This window comes from Collinsella sp. BG-O-102 (assembly GCF_023656745.1).
In the GTDB taxonomy this organism is placed as follows: domain Bacteria; phylum Actinomycetota; class Coriobacteriia; order Coriobacteriales; family Coriobacteriaceae; genus Collinsella.
This window is the reverse complement of the sequence record NZ_JAMOKO010000023.1, coordinates 1-19,639: the sequence shown is the minus strand read 5'-3', so window position 1 is coordinate 19,639 and position 19,639 is coordinate 1. Positions and strand designations below refer to the sequence as shown.

Below are 19,639 nucleotides of genomic sequence, written 5' to 3'. Positions count from 1 at the left end.
ACGGCGAGGGCCGCGCCCCCGGTCCCCGGGGCGCGGCCCTCTTGCTTAAACTGCTCAATTTTTCGTGCTCACGGTGCTTATTTCCCAGTGATCACTCGGACCACTTCTTAGTGAACATCAACAAGTTCGAGGTCCACCCTTACACCAACATTTCCGACGCGATCAGCCGGGGCTCATCGAGAGGGCGCGAGCAGAGAGGGGTGACACCCCGCTGGCCTAGCCTAGAAGAAAAACGGAATAGACGGACCGACCGTCCGGCTGAGCCTAGGAAGAGGTGAGGGCGGCGGGCGGAGCATGGCCACCGGACCTATCGAAACACATCTCCACCATTCCTTCAACTGGGAAAATGCCGCCCCCGGGTCCCAGATGGGGCCTCGGGGGCGTACGGCTAACTGCGGAAACGAGTTAGTAGCTCAATGTGTTCGTCTGAATTCATAAATCAACCGCGTATTCAACACGATCCAACAAATAGGAAACACCGAATGAAAGCATGAAAAACGAAAGAGGCAAAAAGGGCACTACTGTGATTACCATCAAAAACATCAACAATAAGACAACAATCCATGATCTTGAAATCGCAGTCCTAAATAGCCCATAAAACGAAATAACATAGGGCATTAGCAAAACAAGACCGCCTAAAACAAGAATTTGGAATAATCCGCTAGAGAAACCCAGGTTATCGGCTCTAAAAGCACTCATGTATTTCTTAACAACATCAGCATTATCAAAACCATATCCGAATATAGGGCTATGAGACCACGCTCTATAGCCTGCAACAAAATCATCAAGTCGAGTGCTGCCAGAACTGGACTGAAGTTTATTATCAAGCACAATCAAAGCCAATATTGAGAAGAATATAAACAAGATAACTAAAAGTAGTGATAGAAAAATCCTAACATTCTTTTCAGCAGAATGAACCCTACCAAGAGCTAAAGACAATCCAATCCCCAGAAGAAAAATGATTCCAGTCGAGGAGAACGTTGTGAGAATGGCGATTGTAAGAACAATACAACGATTAAAACGCAACACTTGATCGCGGAAATATATTTCCGCGATCAAGGCGCAACATAATGCATAGCTATACATAGGGGCTTCAGCAAAAATACTAGTATTGCGGTACACTCCAGCTCCAGTAGGCAAGTTCTGCCACTGTGTGTTATAGCTTAAATTGAAATAACCAACCACATTTCGTATTCGACCATTGCCGCTCCATGCGGAGATGATTGTGCAATTCGGCTCTATTAAATGAAAGACAGGGCCTAATATCCAAACTGCAATTGAAATAACAGCAATGATAGACATTATATCAACGAAAGCACTTATATAGCGATCTTGAGCTCCCGCCTTACGTACGACGATAAACACTAGTGGCATAATTACAAAAATCAAAATCGATGCAAAGCCTCTGATGCTGTTGCTATGCGAACCAATCGCGACAAGACAATACGTTGTCAAGAGCAACAAAGCCCAACAAATCCATCGGCCCAAGGCATTTAAGTCAATAGGTATGAGTATCCATGCATATGCGGTAACAATCAGGCATACAAATACAACCGCTAATAGTAAAACAGAATCCATTCTTAAACTCATACCGGGTAGAGTGTTGGTCGTAAGTACAAGAAGAAATCCGATCAAATATGGCAAGACAAGATTGAAAATAAAATCTCGGCTCAGAAAATCCAACGATCCGTCGGAATTATTAATTTTTATGGAAAACAACGGCATTTCAATCTCTTCACTTTAAATCAAAACTTTTATTGAAACGTTTATGAAAAACGAAAAGAATTGCACACAACAATGCATAGACAGCAAATCCAGAAAGAACTTCGATCGCAAGAAGCAGCCAGCAAACCCCAAAAATTCCATCAAGACTCATAGCAACAAATCGTACGCAACAATACATAACGGTTCCAATACAAATAAACGGAAACACCCGATTAAAAAATGCCTGAAGTGGCAGATCTCGCCTCACGGCGAAACATTGAACTGAAAGAACTGCAATCTCGGCAGCAACAGTGGCAACCGCTGCGCCAATAGCACCAGCAAATGGAAGTAGAACCAAATTGAGCAATACGTTTATTCCAGCACCAGCACAAACCGACAATGTATAACAGGCATCCATGCACTTCGGAAGCATATATTGAACACCAATTACATTCGATGCCGATATTATAGGAATTACGATAGATATAATAGGCATGATGTACATGCACTGTTCATATCCTGGCCCTAAGAAAACAACAGAAAATTCCGGAGAAATAGCCGCGATGCCGAATGCCATACACATTGCCGCAATTTCCATGCATAAAAGACTATTCCCCAGCAAAATAATAGCATTGCCATCATTTCCTTTAGAGAGCTTTGCAGTCATATGAGGCAGCATCACCGTCCCCATTGCTGTAATAAGCGCCATCGGCATTTTTGATAATTTTTCTGAATATTCGTAAAATCCAGCCTGTCTCATTCCAGAAATCTGCCCTAGCATGATTTTGTCAAGTGAAGTATATAAAGAAATAGCGACAACAGGTGCAAATAGTCTCAGATTAGGCAGAAAATGTACCCTGACCTCTCGCCACGTAGGCAAAACAAAATCGACATACCGATTAAGAAAAGGTAGCAAAAGCAATGCGTTGAGAAAGGTTGCGCCCGAAATGGAGAGACAATAAATCCAAAGATCTTGTGGCCCACGGACAAATAAAAAAATAGCAAGCACGCCAATTAGCTTCGTAATGAAGCTTCGCATGGTAGGAAGCCTAAATTCTTCAATTCCAAAATAAAGCCACGAAACATCAATTAATGATGAAAATACTTGAAGTGCCCAAACTATACCTAGTACAGGCCCCCCAACTGAACCAAAAGCTACGTACACAACATATATTATTGAAACGGGACCTGCCACACATAGCTGAGAAAACCAAGCGCTCCAAAATACATGAGACCGCTTGGTTCTATCGCCTCCGGTTTGAGCGATAGCCCTAACGCCGTGCTGCGCCATACCAAGAATCCCGAACATAGTAAAGTATGAGGAAACTGAATAGGTGTATGAATACAGGCCTACCTTTTCAGGGCCAAGCACTCGTGAAAGATATGGTGTTGTAAGAATCGGTGTGAGTATCAAGAGAAGCTGATATGCTGAGTTCCAGATAAAGTTTCTTTTAACAGATTTACTCATAGACACCCCCAAAACCATAAGAGCAAACACCGGCACGCCGCAGTGCGTCTTTCGTATAGAATCCAGCTCTTAGTCTTTTTGAAAACCATTGAGCATTTTGCACCATTCTCATGTATTCAGATCGATCCATACAATCAAATAAAGCTTTAACATCCTGAAGAGAATCAACAGCAATGCCTACATTATTTTCCTTGACGAAGGAAGCAGTCGCAGCGCCAGACCAAACGATCACAGGAAGACCGGCCGTAAGATACAAAGATAATTTGTGAGGATTATTAAATCTTTGATAATGGCCATAGCCACCTGTACAAGTATCACAAGAAGGTCCATCCCAAACAAGCCCAAAGGACCCTTTGATAATCGAAGGGAGAATCTCAGGCTCAAATGAACCCATATATTCGATATTACGCTCAACCTCATTTGAATAATTGACACCATACAGTCTAAGCGGGAGAGGCAACTCATCAGAATACAGATATCCAGCTTTATCAGAACTAAGATTGCCAGCCACGACAACACGATCTTTATATACAGCATGATTTAATTCGGCAGGATTATAAGGAGTTAGATAGTCAAACAGGCCCAATGAAGTAATATTCGCTCTAGCAACACCTAACCTATTGACAAGATAATCTTCCATTGTTGCATTATGACAAATTACAGAAGAGGCAGAAATGAGTTGATGTTTATCCTGCAGCACGAGCTTGCGTTCAACAGAATTATGCCCGGAACAGAACCGAAGAGAGTCCAAATCATGAATTAAAATTGAAACTCTGACTCCACGTTTTTCGAGTGAACGAATATAGTTCTTTAGGTAGAATGGAGCTCCTCTTCCTGTAAATGGATACTGAAGAATTAAATTATCTCCATAACAAAGGCGCGAAAACTTATCCCTAAGTTCACGTATATTCGACAGAACCTGTCGTATCCGTTCAAATGAAGACACAGTCTCCTCTTGACTGAAAACTTTCAACGGTATTAATTCTGCACCTAATCCAATGACAATAGTTTCTATATCACGTCTAGCTTTAGACCCCGCATGCCTTTTGTGTCCAGAAGCGTCAGCGTCTCCAGCAATCCAAACAGTCATGAATATCCAATCTATTTAATGAATAGGCTTTGAACCTTGGGTGCAGCTTCCGAAATATCAAATCGCTCGCCGGAAATAAGGCAATGATCTTCCCGACATAGAGTTGAACAAAGAAAGGCCCAATCAGACATATCATCAAGCGAAAGAAAATGACAGTCATTAGAAATGGAGCATTCTCTAGAAACACAATCTGAGACGATACAGGGTAAACCATTGAATTGAGCTTCGACAAGAACCAGCGGAAGACCCTCAAATTTAGACGGCAATAAAAAACAATCCAAAGAACTCAAATATTTAGCAACGTCATTTGTCTTTCGAATACGAATAACACTATGCGCAATACCAAGCTCCTCTATTTGAGAAGTTTCATCCTCGTATAAAGCTCCGTCGCCAATAATCAAGAGTTTTGAATTTGGAAAATCTTTAATATAAGAAGCAAAGAAATCTAAGAGCCAGGAATGATTCTTTTCATCGGCACAGCGACCAATTGTGCCGATGAGATGACAATTATCTGAAACACAGAGCTCTTCTCTTGCAATCCGTCGCGACTTTATAGAAAAACAAAATTCAGACACGTCTATCGCATTATTAATTTCAATAAAACTGGCTCCTGAAAAAAAGAAGTTTCCTGCCGCTTTTGAACAAGCCCAGTAGTCAGTTGCAAAAGAAGACAAGCGAACGCTGTGTATGCGACTTAGCAATTGATCGTGCCAATCACCAACATAAGTTGAGTTATGTGCGTGAAAAATTCTCTGTGGTACCTTGTATTTTTTTGCAATTCTCAGAGAGTCAATATTTGTGAGATTACCCGCATTCAGCCAAACAGTCGAATAATGACCTAGTTTAATCACACTATCCAATGCTTTAAGATAACCAAAATAGTCATCCCTTTTTCGAGGAATAATAATTTCGTTTATATTCCTTTTTTTAAATATGTCATCAAAATAATGCATATGAGATCCATAGGCAAGAACATCGAAGGCAATCTTCTCATCAAACATTGAAAGGTAATTTACGACTACCTTCTCAGTTCCAGCCATATGGTTAAAAAGGCCTACAACTAAAATCTTATTCATGGCAACCAAACTCATCAAAGCAAATCAATAACGTTCACCACAGGCAGCCCTATTCTCAATAGAGCGCTACTATAGAAAAACAAACCAAACCAACGTTGAAGTAATTCTGATTTTATGCATTACGGGCTTTACTCAGATACCACGCCTGCATGTTCTCTGCATTATCTTTAATGTCAAAGCCATGAGCAATTACACCATTTGCGCCAGCGAGGGAATCACGAATTCCATCCATCCGCACAATCAAATTTGCCCATGCCTTTGGAGAATCACTAAGCGACATTCTACTGAACAAAGCGGATACATTAGCATCCTCTGCAACTCCATTAGAGCAAATCGTCGGCAAACCGGAGCTTTGTGCCTCAATAGCAACAATCCCAAGACCTTCAAATAGAGAAGGCAGGACGAACACATCCATTGCTTGATACAAACGATCCATATCGGATCGATTACTCAATAAAACAATTCGATCTGATATGCCAAGATTATCGGCTTTTGACAGGATGCTCTCACGCAAGGGCCCATTACCGACTAGAAGAAGTTTTGAATTAGGGGAGATATCTAATACCTCATTAAAAATATCTAGTAAAAAAGTCTGATTCTTCTGCTGATGCAGTCTGCCAACATTACCGACAACAAATGCACTGTCTAAACCAAGATCACGACGAACATCAGCACGAATTGACTTATCAAAAGCAAATTTATCAACATCAATGGCGTTCTTAACAACGGTAAAATCACGATTGCCAAACAAGAATCTTCCAGCCTCGTCAGAACATGCCATGAACTGATTTGCATGTATAGAAAATAAAGAACGCATGATTGCTTTCAGAAATAAACCATGGCCGCCCATTCTATTATTATGCGAATGAGCGATTCTAATAGAAACACCGGCATTATCTGCAGCTTTTAAAACGAAATATCCGATTGAATATGTATGGCAGTGGACAATATCGTATTCGTCATGTTCCTCGAAAAAAGTTTTAAGAAATCTGTTAAATCGAGGCAGATTAAAATCTTCACGAATAGATGAACGATAAATTCGACCACCAAGCGATTCTATCTCATCGTCATAAAACTGCTTCTCAGTATATTCCACAAGAAAATCAAATTGTAATTTTGATCTATCAATATTTCTATACAAATTCATTAAAAGCGCCTGTGTTCCACCAGCCTCCATTCTCTGAAGAACATGCAACACACGAACAGGCTCTTTCTCACAACCTGAAATGTTTGAATATTTAGCCATCACAACTCAAATCCCAGAATGCTTTAATGTGATTACCGCCGTTTGTATGAATAATTTCTCCCGAAATACACTTAGAGGCATCACTTAATAGAAAACACGCCACCTCCGCGACCTCCTCGGGCCTGAAGATGCGGCTAGAGGCGCATTCGCGGTACATATTCCCATCGGATGCCTCCGCATAATCACGTGTCATGTCTGAGAGCGTGACACCGGGAGCAACAGCATTGACGCGAACGCCAAGCGAATACATCCGTCTGGAAGCAGCGCGTACGAAACTGTCCATGGCGGCTTTGGTCATGCCATATGGGATGTCGTATGCCTGTTCACCCGTCTCGCTCGTAATCACAAGCAGCTCACCCGAGGGCTCCTTCTCACGCGCCTTACGACAAAGGAACTCGCGGCATAGGAAATACGCACCGCGCATGTTAATGCCGAATTGCTTATCGAAACCCTCGATGGTTACGTTGTCGAAACGGTTCTCATGGAGGCTCACACCGGCATTGCTCACTAAGCAGTCGATGCGGCCGCCGAACTTGGCCTCGCACGCGTCCAGAAACTCGCTCGCGCGCTCCACCTCGGAGACATCTGCCACCACGTAAGACGCGGCGACACCAAGTTTCTCGCAAGCAGACTTGAGAGTAGCCTCCTTGCGACCGGAGATTACGACCTTGGCGCCCTCGGAAACAAACTTCTCTGCCATGGCCAGCCCGATTCCGCGCCCTCCGCCGGTGACGACAATCGTCTTATCCTTGAGCAGGCTGCCGACACTCACTTGGGCGACCTCGACGTTCACGAATTTCTCAGGCGACGATGCGAGGACAAGCTTAGCGGCCTTGCGAATGACTCTTTTGAATCCCATGCATTACCTCTTGAAGATTCCGGCGATCTTCTGGGCCTTCTCCTGCCCGATGGTCGCCTTGATGAGTTCCTTGGACTTGCGGATCGCCTCCGACTGCGCGTCGCGGGGACGGGTCATATCGAAGACGTCGTAGACGAGCTTGGAGTCCGCGCTCATCTCGGAAAAAACCTCGAGCAGGACGGGTCCCTCCGAGCTGTTATCGAAAAACTTCTCGATGGCCGCGTCGAGCTCTTCGGGATTATGCGCGCTCAGGTAGCGGAATCCGCACTCGCGCACCCAACCCTCAGCCTTGGTGTGGTGGCGAGCACAGGTGTGAAGGTCCGAGGCCTCGTCCTTCCACATCTTATTGAAGTAAAACTCCTCCCCGCCCTCGTTGTTGAGCAGGAGGATGCGGACCTTGTCGGTAACGTGGCGGATACGAATCGCATTCATATCATAGAAGAAAGCGAGGTCGCCGATCACGAGATAGCTGGGTTTGCCACTGGCCGCGGCTTGGCCAAGAAGAGACGAGAGACAGCCGTCGATGCCGTGAGTTCCGATGTTCGCGTAGACCTTGACGCCAGGCTGGAGCTTAAAGAAGTTCGTCAGGCGAATGGCGTTGTTGATCGCGAGGTGCAGGATGGATCCCTCCGGCACCCGCTCGACAACTTTGCGAATGGCGGCCATATTCGAGTAGGGAAGCTCCGGAACCCTTGCGGACGCCTCGTAATCCTTGAGCGAAGCGAGGTAGTCACCGTCGGGCGTACAAGTTGATGCACTGGCCATGCGCATGAAGAACTCGGCGGGGGTACACTCAAACACTCTCGTCAAGCTCCTAAACATGTCGCAAACCGAGCCGTCCTCACGAATCGACCAGTGCTCGTACGAACCTGCGAACTTGCGCAGCATGTCCTTAAGGCCGGCAGTCATGTTCCCGCCGAAGGAGATGACGACGTCGGGCACGAACTCCGAGAACTTCTTGGGCGTGATGTAGCGGTACTCCATGCATAGCGTCGGGTTGAAGGCGTGCTCGCGAGGGATGTTCGCCATGTACTCGGCCGCAATGGCCACCTCGTAGCTAGTTGAGAAGCTCTCAAGAGCGCACGCGAGCTCAGCGGGGCAGGAGGACTGCTGGCCGGCGACCACGAGCACGCGCTTGGCGCGGGAGAGCCGATCCGCGCACGCAGCCCACTCATCGACCTGGTCGGTTTCGACCCTGCGAATCCTAGTGACCTTGGGGAGCTCCTTGACGTTGAACGAGTTGTTGTACGCCTTCATCGGCACGTTGATGTGGACGGGGCCCGAGCCGTGGTGGTCGAGTTCGAGCAGGGCCTCGTTTACAAGGCGCTCGCAGAAGTGTGCGTCGTCGACGTCGTTGATAATAGGCAGGTTGACTGACTTACGCACGTGACGGTCGTACATGCCCACCTGGTCGATCATCTGGTCCTCCCACTGCCCGAGCATCGCGGGGTTGCGGTCGGACGTGAGCACGACGAGGGGCACGTCTTGGTAGAAGGCCTCCGCGACGGGCGGCCAGTAGTTGCAGGTCGCCGTGGAGGAGGTGCATGAGATCACGACAGGCTCGCCGAGCTCCTGAGAAAGTCCCAGCGCAAAGTAGCCGGCACTGCGTTCATCGACGACGGAATAGCAGGTGAAATACGGATCCTCCTCGACGGAGTGCACGAAAGGGACGTTACGGCTGCCGGCAGAGAGCACTAGATGGCGGATACCATACTCCTTGAGCAGGGCGATGATGATCTGGTAGGACTTTAGCTCCGTATACATACGGAGACCTCCTTCTTAAGATAGGCGCGCGCAGCCTCGCGGCCCGTGCGAACGACGGCGTCAGTGGCGGCCCAGTCTACGGGCGCGTCAAGGGTGGCGGCGAGCTCTCCCGCCCCAGTTGCAGCACGGGAAGTCAGGCCCAGCCGGCTCAACAGATCAGTGAGCTTCTCGGAGTTACCGTAGCCCGAGCTCCTCACGAAGGAGGCGAAGGGCGTATGGGAGATGGTCGAGAAGATGGTGCCGTGGAAGGTGTCTGTCACCACGGCCTCAGCATGCTTGAAGTAGGAAAGCACCTCAAAGGGCGTGCAATCCACGAAGCGATCGCAGACGCCCTGAACCCCACCGATGTTAAGCACCTTGAGGCCGCGCTGATCGGCGTAGGCGCGCACGGCGGCGCACTCCTCGGCCGTGAGGCGGCCCGAGTATCCGTATGCGATCATGTAGCGGTCCTCGTCGACCTCGGCGGGAATCAGCCCGCACTCGCCAAAATAGTCGTAGGCGAGCACCGGGTCCAAGTTGAAGGTCGGCGCTTCCCCCGTAAGTAACTCAACAATGGCACCCGTGTTGGCATCGCGAGCCGAGACTGCATCGAGACGCTTGAGGTAGCCCGCAACCTCTTCGCGCTTGCCGTAACGGTCAAGCTTGTCGAGCGTGGTGTTGCCGAAGGAAGCGGCGTATGTCACCTTGCGTCCAGCACGCGACCCGGTGCCGAAAAGCGCGGGCGTAAAGCCGACATTAGCGTTATCCTGCACGCAGTTGAACACCTCGTCGCTGCCAATGACCAGGAGGTCGATGTCGGGGTCAAGGTTGGGCTCCTCAGTGACACCGAGCATCGGGTAGAAGCGCTGGGCGTAGCTGCGTTTGTAGCGGATGAAGGCGAGCTTGTCCCTGAGCGGGGCGTCGTAGCGGAATACCTCGAGGGCCTTCTCCGCCTTGCGGGCGACGCCCTTCTTCGATGACGGGGACGTGACCAGGCACTTGCCAGGCTCGTAGTCAACGAACTGCACATCGCAGCCAAGGGACTCCAGGATGGACTTCAGGCCGAAAGCCTGCAGGAAGGACCCGTAGTTGTAGATCCTCTGCATACTCAGTATGCCAGCGCGGGGTTTAGTCATGCGGTTAAATTCCTTCTATCAGTCTCTCGAGCTCTCGGCAGAACTCGGCGTTGTGGCTCTTAAAAGTAACGCCACGCGAGAGCTCGCGGGCGCGCTCGATGGCGGCGGAAAGGTCCATCACGTCGTAGACAGGCACGATCCCGCCTTGGCGCTCCGCGACGATGCGCACGAAGTCGGCCTGATGGTTGTTCACATGCTCGTCAAGGTCGCCCCTGCGGGGCACAACGACGGGTACCTTGCCTGCAGCCATGGCCTCGATGAAGCTTGAGGGGCCGCCGTGCGTGATCACCACATCGGCACCCTCCATGTAGCTCTTCATCTGTCGGAACGGCACGAACTGCGAGTGGTCGCAGTGGACGGGCTCGTACGTCGAGTAACCCGTCTGGATATAGACGGGCTCATCGAGCGTCCCGTCCGCCTTGAGATCGTCGACCGCCTTGACCAGGCGATCGAACTGCTGCTCGTGGGTGCCTACGGTCACGAATACCATGTGCGTCCCTCCCTAGAAGATAGAGCCGAGGTCAACGGCGCTCTTGTAGACATCGAGCTGCTCTGGCCACTGCACCACGAATAGGTCGGCCACGCCGTTGAGCATGCGACCGGTCATCGTGGGCTTGTCCACGCGGTCGAAGACCTCCACGTAGACGCATTTTGACCCGAGCATCTTTCCGATCAGGAAGAACGGCACCGCAACCGCGGCACCGGAGCTGATGATTAGGTCGGGACGCTCCTTGCGGAGCACCTTCCAGGCGAGAATCGTGTTCTTAAACAGGTTCGGGATGTTGCGGTTCGTCGGGTAGTGGCAATGGTAGACGCGCTCGCCCTTCAAAAGAGAATTAGCATCTTCTTTGTCAAAGGTAACCCAAAATCGACTAGCGGCTTTTTCCCAAATTGGTTTAAGCAGCCACATGTGTGTGAGATGTCCGCCACTTGAGCTAGGAATACATATCTTCGCTTTTGCCAAGTCCACTTAGCAAGCACCTCCACCGGTAAAGACCTCAATGACCGTGAGGAGAACAATCTTCAGGTCCGTGATGGGGCCGCGTTTGGCGATGTACGCGAGATCACGTCGGACCATGCCGTCGAAGTCGGTGTCGTTGCGGTCCGTCACCTGCCACCAGCCGGTGATGCCGGGCTTCACTGCCAAGCGTTGCAGGTCGTACTCCGTATACTCCGCAACCTCATTCGGCAGCGGCGGCCTGGGGCCAACCACGGACATCTGACCCAGGAACACATTCAGGAACTGCGGGAACTCGTCGATGGAATGCTTGCGGATGAACTTCCCGATCTTGGTGACGCGCGGATCGTTCTTCATCTTGAACATGGCACCTGCGATCTCGTTCTGCTCCTTGAGCTCGGCAAGGCGTTCGTCGGCATCCTTGTACATGGAGCGAAACTTCCACATACGAAAGGTGGTTAAGCTACCGTCAGGACGGGTGCGGCCCACGCGGATCTGGCTATAGAACGGGCTGCCCTCGCTCTCCAGGCGAATGAGTACCGCGAGCACCAGGCTGGGGATCGCGATGAAGACGAGCACGACACCGCTAAACACGATGTCGAACGCGCGCTTGACGGCACGGTAGGCCAGGCGTGAACGGTCCCAATCCATGATGGATTGCATGGCCTTGTAGCGGCCGGCGCCCTCGCGTCGGCCCATGGCCTGTGCAATCAGCGCCGCCCCCACGGGCACATTGCTCTCTGTTACTACTTTAGCAGCCATAGTCAAACTTACGTCCCCGTTCCCCAGGGATCCCCCAATCGGTAAATTCAAAAATGCGAACGAATAGCTGGTGCAACGTCTCCCTTACGTTTTGCTGGGAACGTCGAGCGGAAGCACTTCCCTAAAACTGGAATCGCCTTCACCTACGTCCACCAAACACCAGCGTTTGCGACGGTCGATCTTGTGCACGCGGGCCTCTTGCCCCACCAAGGGACCCTGCTCTATGTGCAACACGCCGTCTTCTATGCGCGCTACGCTGTTGCGCACAACACCGTCGTCGTCCAGCACGCTGCGATACCAATCCTGTGCATCGTCCGGCATGGGCATGTACGCCCGCTCCCTACTGCCGACGATACGGCAACCAAAGCTCAACTGGGCCAAAGCCCTATCGAGCGCGGCGGCATCGTGCGTGGCGACGAAGAAATATTCCTTGTACATAGGTTTGGTTTGGAGCGACCAGGCGCCGTCCCGCTTAAACCAGAACTCCTTTTGCATCACAAAAGCGTCCTGCATAAGGTTGTACGGGATAATGCGGCGGACCTTTTCACAGGTCTCGCGCTCTTTTCCATGGGGGGGGGTGTGGACCAGATACCAGCGGACGCGGCCGTGCTGGCTGCTGGTGGTGGCGCCGTTAAATGCGCCCGGCAGCTGCTCTTGGCGCCGTGCCGTCTGTTCCATGTTCTCGCCCCCTCTTTTGGCTTTGCGATGCACGCAAATGCAGGGGCGTTTAGAACAGGCTTCTCGCTCGCAGCTAGGCGCAGTCGCAAAAGTACAGGTTTTTGTATCTTTCGACAGACAACATTATACGAACAATTAATCCGCGTTTGTCCAGATTACGCAAAATGTACTGCCAGTAGGTGCATCTCCATACCCCTCTACAAAAACCTGTACCTTTTTGTGCAACAAAAAAAGCCGCTCAACCAGCGGCTTTTCTTATTTCGGCATGAAAAAAGGCGACCGCCCTTTGTGGACGGTCGCCTTTGTTAATTGTTGTGAAGCTTGCCTTAGGCGCGGGTCTTGATCTCCTCGAGCACCTTCGCAACAAACTCGTCAACGCTCATCTGAACGGTCTCGTTGGAGCGATCGCGGACGGAGATGTTGCCGGCCTCGACCTCCTTCTCGCCCAGAATGAGCATGTAGGGCACACGGTCGATGCTGCGGGCCTCACGGATCTTGTAACCGATCTTCTCGTCGCGGTCGTCGCAGACCACGCGGATGCCGGCCTCCTCCAGCTTGGCGCACACCTCGTGGGCGTAGTCGCGGCTCTTCTCAGAGACGGGAAGCGCCTTGACCTGTACGGGAGCCAGCCAGGTGGGGAACTTGCCCGCAAAGTGCTCGATCAGAATACCGATGAAGCGCTCGATGGAGCCAAAGCACACGCGGTGCAGCATGATGGGGCGCTTCTTGGTGCCGTCGGCGTCCACGTACTCCAGGTCAAAGTTGAGCGGCATCTGGAAGTCGAGCTGCACGGTACCGCACTGCCAGGTACGACCGAGCGAGTCCTCCAGGTGGAAGTCGATCTTGGGGCCGTAGAAGGCGCCGTCGCCCTCGTTGACCTCGTAGTCCATGTGTAGCTGCTCCAGAGCGGTGCGCAGACCCTCCTCGGCGCGAGCCCAGTCCTCGTCGGAACCCATGGAATCCTCGGGGCGGGTGGAAAGCTCAACGTGGTACTTAAAGCCAAACTTCTGGTACACGGAGTCGATCAGGTTGACCACGCCCACGATCTCGTCAGTCAGCTGGTCGGGACGCACAAACAGGTGGGCGTCGTCCTGGTTAAAGCAGCGCACGCGGAACAGGCCGTGCAGGGCGCCGCGCAGCTCGTGGCGGTGCACCAGGCCAATCTCGCCGGCACGAATGGGCAGCTCGCGGTAAGAGTGCGGCTTGGAGGCGTACACCAGCACGCCGCCGGGGCAGTTCATGGGCTTAATGCAGTACTCTTCGTCGTCGATGACGGTGGAGTACATGTTGTCCTTGTAGTGATCCCAGTGACCCGAGGTCTTCCACAGCTGCTTGTTCATGATGAGCGGCGTGGAGATCTCCACGTAGCCGGCCTTGTGGTGGATCTCGCGCCAGTAGTCCAGCAGCGTGTTCTTAAGGATCATGCCGTTGGGCAGGAAGAACGGGAAGCCGGGGGCCTCGTCGCGCATCATAAAGAGGTCCATCTCGCGGCCGATCTTGCGGTGGTCGCGCTTCTTGGCCTCTTCCAGCATGTGCATGTGCTCGTCGAGCTCTTCCTTGGTGGCAAAGGCGACGCCGTTGATGCGGGTGAGCATCTTGTTGTCCTTGTCGCCCTTCCAGTAGGCGCCCGAGACGCCGGTGAGCTTAAAGGCCTTGAGGGCCTTGGTGTAGCAGATGTGGGGGCCGACGCACATGTCGATGTAGTCGCCCTGCTGGTAGAAGGTGATGCGGGCGTCGTCGTCCAGGTCGCCGATGTGCTCGACTTTGTACTTCTCGCCGCGCTCCTCCATAAGGGCGATGGCCTCGGCGCGGGGCTTCTCGTACACGGAAAACTTGAGGTTCTCCTTGACGATCTTTTTCATCTCGGCCTCGATCGCGGGGAAGTCGTCCTCGCTGATCTTGACGCCCTCGGGCAGGTCGACGTCGTAGTAGAAGCCGTTGTCGGTCGCGGGGCCGTAGGCAAAATCGGCCTGGGGGTACAGGCGCTTGATGGCCTGCGCCATGATGTGCGCGGCGGAGTGGCGGATGACGTGCGTGACCTCGTCCTGCGGGAGCTCGGCCACCGAACCGTCATTGTAGAGTGCCTTCATGGGTATGTTTTCTCCTCTCGGATGCCTGATGCAAGTGCGAGCGATGCGCTCGGCGTTTTTGACTTGCATCATTATAGGCAGGTTGCCTTGGTATACAAGCGCCCGCCGCACCTTAATGGCACGGCGGGCGATTTTCTACGCATGCTTCATCGTGTGGGCGGGGCGCAGGGTGCGCGTGGCTTGCGGCGTGCGCGAGATGCGCGGTGCCCGTGGCTTGCGGCCGGCCCGGCGATGGATGCGTTACTGGATGCGAGTTCGGCAGTAGGGGCAGACCTTCCAGTGCGCATCGAGCGGGCGATGGCAGCTGGGACACACGTTGCGAACCTGGGTGTCGCACACCGGGCAGACGACGAAGTCCTTCTCGATGGGCGCACCGCACTGCGGGCAGGTGCCGTACTGGGCAAGCTGGCGCTCGCGCAGGGCCATGTCCAGCTCCTGCTCCTCGCGGTCGGACGCGTAGGAGTGCGGGCGCAGGACCAGGTAGGCGATGAGGCCTACAAACGGGATGAGGGCGATGATGCCCCATGCCACGTAGGCGCTGGCACCGCGGCGGCGAGCGTCGATGAACACATAGACGACCGACAGCACATACAGGGCGATGATAAAGCCAACAAAGGCATAGACGACGCCCATAAGCTGCGGCGACATGAGCTCGGAGATGTACTTGGACATTACGGGTACCTTTCGGGTTATTTACAGTACGGTCAAGTTTACCACGGGGTTTGTTTATATGGGACTACGGCTGGGTACGGGGCTGGCGCGGACACAAACATCTCAATCTGTAACAGGTGGAAGCGGAATCCGGGTCTAGATGTTACAGATCGAGACACGGGGGTCCCTCCCCAACTTCAATCTCGATCTGTAACATCTTGACTCCAAAATCAGCTCTTACTGTTACAGATCGAGATGAACGGTGAGCCCTCCGTTAAATATCTCAATCTGTAACAACTAGGGGTCAGAAACCCTTCTATCTGTTACAGATCAAGACAAAGGAAATGTCCAATCTCAGTATCTCAATCCGTAACAACAACTCGTCAAAAACAGGTCTAACCGTTACAGATTTAGACATTCGAAACCGACTGATAGGTTCATCTAAATCTGTAACATCTTGGACCTCAAAACGGTCCGGAAATGTTACAGATCGAGACAGAAAACCTCTCCCTGACTTTAAATCTCAATCTGTAACACATAGGACCAATTTCCCCCTCTTGCTGTTACAGATCGAGACAAACGGAGAGGCCGGCTGGCAAACGTCTCGATCTGTAACATCTGGAACCCAGTTCTTCTGTTTACCGTTACAGATTGAGACAAATCTCGGACACCAAAGGTGGCAGACGAGGTTGTCGACGTTGCCGAATCTCCCCTCCCCTGCCGTTGGCGGGTGTTGCGGGGCTGTTCGCCGCATTGCCGCTGCACTGGGGGTGTGCAGACCGTAGGATAGTCCTATTGACAGCCTGTCAACTCGTCAGGGAGGCACCGTGGCAGAAACGTTTGATATCGCGATTGTGGGCGCGGGCATCACGGGATGCGCCATCGCACGGCAACTCGCGCGGTTTGACCTGTCCATTTGCGTGGTCGAGGCGGCCAACGACATCGCGCTGGGGGCTTCGAAGGCCAACGGCGGCCTGGTGCACGCCGGCTACGATCCGGCACCGGGCACCGTAAAGGCGCAGGTCAACGCCCGCGGCTGCGAGCTGTATGGCACCTGGGCCCAGGAGCTAGGCTTTTTGTTCCGCCGTACCGGCTCGATGGTGCTGGGGTTTAACGACGAAGACCGCGCACACCTGGAGAAGCTGCGCAGCAACGGCCTAGCCAACGGCGTGCCCGAGCTGTCGATTATCGGCCCCGAGCGCATCCACGAGCTGGAACCGCGTGCGAGTGCCAAGGCGACGTGCGCGCTGTGGTGTCCCTCGACCGGTTTTGTCGATCCGTTTGAAGTGGCCATTGCCGCGCTGGAGAACGCCGTGGCCAACGGCGTGACATTTATGCGCTCCGCCCCTGTGGAGGCGATTGAGGTTGCTGGCTCGGGCGACGATGCGCACTTTACGCTGGCCACACCTGCCGGCGATGTGCGCTGCCGCTATCTGATCAACGCCGCGGGCAACGGCGCAGCAGACATCTCGCATATGGCGGGGGCCGAGGAGTTCCAGATGGTCTGGCGCCAGGGCAACATTGTGGTGCTGGACAAGGAGCCGCGTGCGCTCATGCCGCTCTACCCCGTGCCCACGCCGGTGTCCAAGGGCGTTATCGTCACGGGCACCGTGCACGGCAACACCGTGATCACTGCGACCGCTGCCGTGCGCGAGCCGGGCGACACGCAGACCTACGCAAGCGATGTGAACGCGCTGCTGACGGGCGCGCGCAAGCTGGTTCCCGATCTGGACACGCGACGCGTGGTTCGCGCGTTTGCCGGCGGACGTCCGGTCATTCAGGGGACGAACGACTTCTTTATTGGGCAGTCCGCCGTGGTGCCAGGGCTGTTTCAGGCGGCGGGCATTCAGTCGCCAGGCGTGGCGAGCGCGCCGGCCATTGCCGAGCGCATGGAGTACGTGATACGCGAGGCGGGCGTTGCTTTGCGCGAGCGGGCCGATTGGGATCCGATTCGCCGTGCGCCGGACGACTTTGACCGTACACCGCTTGCGCGCAAGGAAGAGCTCATTGAGTCCGACCCCGCGTGGGGGCAGATCGTCTGCCGCTGCGAGACGGTGCCCGAGGCCGAGATCGTGGCCGCGATCCGACGCCGCCCGGGCGCGGTTTCGGTCGAGGGCGTCAAGCGCCGCTGCCGTGCCGGCATGGGTCGGTGCCAGAGCGGCTTTTGCCAGAGCCGCGTGGTGGCGATCCTAGCCCGCGAGCTGGGGTGTGACCCTAGCGAGGTGCTGCTGGAGGACACTGGCTCGTGGCTCGTTGAGGGACCTTTGAAGGGGGTGCGCTAGGATGGCGGAATTCAAATCGAGCGTGATTGATACCGATGCCGTTGAGGCAGTACCTACGCAGGCCTTCGACGTGGTCGTCATCGGAGGCGGACCCGCCGGCATGGCGGCCGCGCTTGCCGCGCATAAGGCCGACGCGCGCGTGGCCATCGTGGAGCGCGAGCAACACTTGGGCGGAATCCTCCGCCAGTGCATTCACCCCGGCTTTGGGCTGTCGCACTTTAAGCAGGAGCTCACCGGTCCCGAGTACGCGCAGCGCTTTATCGACCAGGTGCACGCAACCGACATTGCGCTGTTCCTGGACAGCATGGTGATTGGGATTGATTCAGGCGAGTCCACGGAAGATGCCGCGGTCCACAGCGTCACGCTCATGAGCCCCACCGGCATGTTGCAGCTCACCGGGCGCGCGGTCGTCCTTGCCATGGGTTGTCGCGAGCGCACCCGCAGCGAGATCAAGATTCCCGGCAGCCGACTCGCCGGCGTGTTTACGGCCGGCCTGGCGCAGCGATACATCAATATCGAGAACCTCAAGCCCGGCTCACGCGCCGTCATTTTGGGCTCGGGCGACATCGGGCTCATCATGGCGCGCCGCTGCACGCTCGAGGGGATTTCGGTCGAGGGCGTGTACGAACTCATGCCGTACGCCAACGGCTTGCGTCGCAATGTGAAAAACTGCCTAGATGACTTCGGCATTCCGCTGCATCTGTCTACCACGGTCACGCGCGTGATCGGGCACGACCGCGTTGAAGCCGTCGAAGTGAGCCAGGTCGACGAGCATCTGGCGCCCATTCCGGGGACCGAGCGCGTTGTTCCGTGCGACACGTTACTGCTTTCGGTGGGCCTGATTCCCGAAAATGAGCTTTCGGTTGCCGCAGGCGTGGAGCTGGACCCACGTACGCGCGGCGCCGTAGTGGACCAGAGTCTGCAGACGGGCGTGCCGGGCATATTTGCCTGCGGCAACGTGCTCCATGTGCACGACCTGGCAGACAATGTGACGACCGAGTCCGAACGCGCCGGTGCGGCTGCGGCGGCGTACGCGTTGGGCTGTGGTGCTGGGGCCGATGCGGACGCTGCGGGCCCGGGCTGTGAACTCACGGTCTCCCCCGCCGGCATCGCAGGCTACGCACTGCCAGGCCGCATTACGACCGTCGGGCTCACTAAGCTCAACTTCCGTGTACGCCGACCGGTCGACACCGCCCGCGTGCGCATTCTTGCAGGCGACAAGGAGCTGTTTGCAGGAAAGGTCCGCCCGTTTAAACCGAGCGTAATGGAAAGCTTCCCGCTGCCGGCAAAAGTGATTCAGCGCGCACTCGACCTGGGTGTTAGCGAGATTGTCCTATCCGTCGATCCCGTAGAGGAGGCGTAGGACCATGAGCACGAATGTGACCGAGACGTTGCAGTTCAACTGCACCACCTGCCCATCCGAGTGCCTCCTGACCGTAAAGGTCGAGCGCAGCGCAGACGGCGCCGTGGTAGAGGTGCACTCCGTAACCGGCAACAGCTGCCCGCGCGGTGATAAGTTCGCACATCAGGAGCTCACCTGCCCCTTGCGCGTGCTCACCACAACCGTGGCCGTATCCGGCGGCGACGAGGCGCTGCTGCCCGTGCGCACGGCCGAAGCCATCCCGCTGGCACTCCATGCCCAGACCATGGACCTCATTCACGGCCTGGTCGTCAATGCCCCCATCAGCATGGGCGACGTCGTGCTGGAAAACCTCCTCGGCACCAACATCAATCTCATCGCCAGCATGGACATCGACCCTGCCTAAGTAGCTCATTTGGGACGTGTCTCTATAGTTTTGTCAACCGCGTGCTTCGCGCCATTTCGGCATGACGCATCCGGGCGCCTGGCGCCCCCGCTTGGTTTCCTCTTCGGTTGATCCCGCCGCCCGCTAGGCC

General features: G+C 53.8%; 17 protein-coding genes. 3 read left to right on the top strand and 14 right to left on the bottom strand.

The window, feature by feature from the left end; genetic code table 11:
- Positions 1 to 432 precede the first annotated feature (432 nt).
- From NBH09_RS09390 to NBH09_RS09325, 14 genes are all read right to left on the bottom strand, one after another.
- Complete coding sequence (locus NBH09_RS09390) at positions 433 to 1,725, bottom strand: O-antigen ligase family protein (RefSeq protein ID WP_250787798.1); 1,293 nt, start codon at positions 1,723 to 1,725, stop codon at positions 433 to 435.
- A gap of 10 nt (positions 1,726 to 1,735) precedes the next feature.
- A complete protein-coding gene (locus NBH09_RS09385; RefSeq protein ID WP_250787797.1) occupies positions 1,736 to 3,172 on the bottom strand; it encodes an oligosaccharide flippase family protein in 1,437 nt (478 codons plus the stop codon).
- Entirely contained in the window at positions 3,165 to 4,262 is a 1,098-nt protein-coding gene (locus tag NBH09_RS09380; protein WP_250787796.1) for a glycosyltransferase, read from the bottom strand. Before NBH09_RS09380 ends, NBH09_RS09385 begins: the two co-directional genes overlap by 8 nt.
- Before the next feature lie 11 nt (positions 4,263 to 4,273).
- Positions 4,274 to 5,338, bottom strand: a complete 1,065-nt coding sequence (locus NBH09_RS09375) for a glycosyltransferase (protein ID WP_250787795.1) — start codon at positions 5,336 to 5,338, stop codon at positions 4,274 to 4,276.
- A 112-nt stretch (positions 5,339 to 5,450) separates the two neighbouring features.
- A complete protein-coding gene (locus NBH09_RS09370) occupies positions 5,451 to 6,584 on the bottom strand; it encodes a glycosyltransferase family 1 protein (RefSeq protein ID WP_250787794.1) in 1,134 nt (377 codons plus the stop codon).
- A complete protein-coding gene (locus NBH09_RS09365) occupies positions 6,577 to 7,443 on the bottom strand; it encodes an SDR family NAD(P)-dependent oxidoreductase (RefSeq protein ID WP_250787793.1) in 867 nt (288 codons plus the stop codon). The genes NBH09_RS09370 and NBH09_RS09365 overlap by 8 nt, the downstream gene beginning before the upstream one ends.
- 3 nt (positions 7,444 to 7,446) lie before the next feature.
- Positions 7,447 to 9,207, bottom strand: a complete 1,761-nt coding sequence (gene menD, locus NBH09_RS09360; RefSeq protein ID WP_250787792.1) for a 2-succinyl-5-enolpyruvyl-6-hydroxy-3-cyclohexene-1-carboxylic-acid synthase — start codon at positions 9,205 to 9,207, stop codon at positions 7,447 to 7,449.
- Positions 9,192 to 10,322 (bottom strand): polysaccharide pyruvyl transferase family protein, encoded by a 1,131-nt coding sequence (locus NBH09_RS09355; protein WP_250787791.1) that lies wholly within the window; start codon positions 10,320 to 10,322, stop codon positions 9,192 to 9,194. Before NBH09_RS09355 ends, menD begins: the two co-directional genes overlap by 16 nt.
- Before the next feature lie 4 nt (positions 10,323 to 10,326).
- Entirely contained in the window at positions 10,327 to 10,812 is a 486-nt protein-coding gene (locus tag NBH09_RS09350; RefSeq protein WP_250787790.1) for a glycosyltransferase, read from the bottom strand.
- Positions 10,813 to 10,824: 12 nt separating this feature from the next.
- Positions 10,825 to 11,292: a PssD/Cps14F family polysaccharide biosynthesis glycosyltransferase gene (gene pssD, locus NBH09_RS09345; RefSeq protein ID WP_350446094.1), complete on the bottom strand. Its 468-nt coding sequence runs from the start codon at positions 11,290 to 11,292 to the stop codon at positions 10,825 to 10,827.
- Positions 11,293 to 12,042: a sugar transferase gene (locus NBH09_RS09340; protein ID WP_250787788.1), complete on the bottom strand. Its 750-nt coding sequence runs from the start codon at positions 12,040 to 12,042 to the stop codon at positions 11,293 to 11,295.
- Between the two features lie 84 nt (positions 12,043 to 12,126).
- The gene (locus tag NBH09_RS09335) at positions 12,127 to 12,720 is read right to left on the bottom strand and encodes a hypothetical protein (RefSeq protein ID WP_250787787.1); all 594 of its coding nucleotides are present in this window, start codon (positions 12,718 to 12,720) and stop codon (positions 12,127 to 12,129) included.
- 326 nt (positions 12,721 to 13,046) lie between these two features.
- A complete protein-coding gene (gene thrS, locus NBH09_RS09330) occupies positions 13,047 to 14,810 on the bottom strand; it encodes a threonine--tRNA ligase (RefSeq protein ID WP_040358213.1) in 1,764 nt (587 codons plus the stop codon).
- A gap of 240 nt (positions 14,811 to 15,050) precedes the next feature.
- Positions 15,051 to 15,482 carry a double zinc ribbon domain-containing protein gene (locus NBH09_RS09325; protein ID WP_055251579.1) on the bottom strand — a complete coding sequence of 144 codons (432 nt, stop codon included), beginning with the start codon at positions 15,480 to 15,482 and terminating at the stop codon, positions 15,051 to 15,053.
- A gap of 806 nt (positions 15,483 to 16,288) precedes the next feature.
- On the opposite strand from NBH09_RS09325, the gene NBH09_RS09320 reads away from it, so the two are divergent.
- The 3 genes from NBH09_RS09320 to NBH09_RS09310 are packed head-to-tail and all read left to right on the top strand — an operon-like array spanning position 16,289 to position 19,509.
- The gene (locus tag NBH09_RS09320; protein ID WP_250787786.1) at positions 16,289 to 17,743 is read left to right on the top strand and encodes an NAD(P)/FAD-dependent oxidoreductase; all 1,455 of its coding nucleotides are present in this window, start codon (positions 16,289 to 16,291) and stop codon (positions 17,741 to 17,743) included.
- Between the two features lies 1 nt (position 17,744).
- The gene (locus tag NBH09_RS09315) at positions 17,745 to 19,106 is read left to right on the top strand and encodes an NAD(P)/FAD-dependent oxidoreductase (protein WP_250787785.1); all 1,362 of its coding nucleotides are present in this window, start codon (positions 17,745 to 17,747) and stop codon (positions 19,104 to 19,106) included.
- A 4-nt stretch (positions 19,107 to 19,110) separates the two neighbouring features.
- Entirely contained in the window at positions 19,111 to 19,509 is a 399-nt protein-coding gene (locus NBH09_RS09310; protein ID WP_250787784.1) for a DUF1667 domain-containing protein, read from the top strand.
- Positions 19,510 to 19,639: the final 130 nt, after the last annotated feature.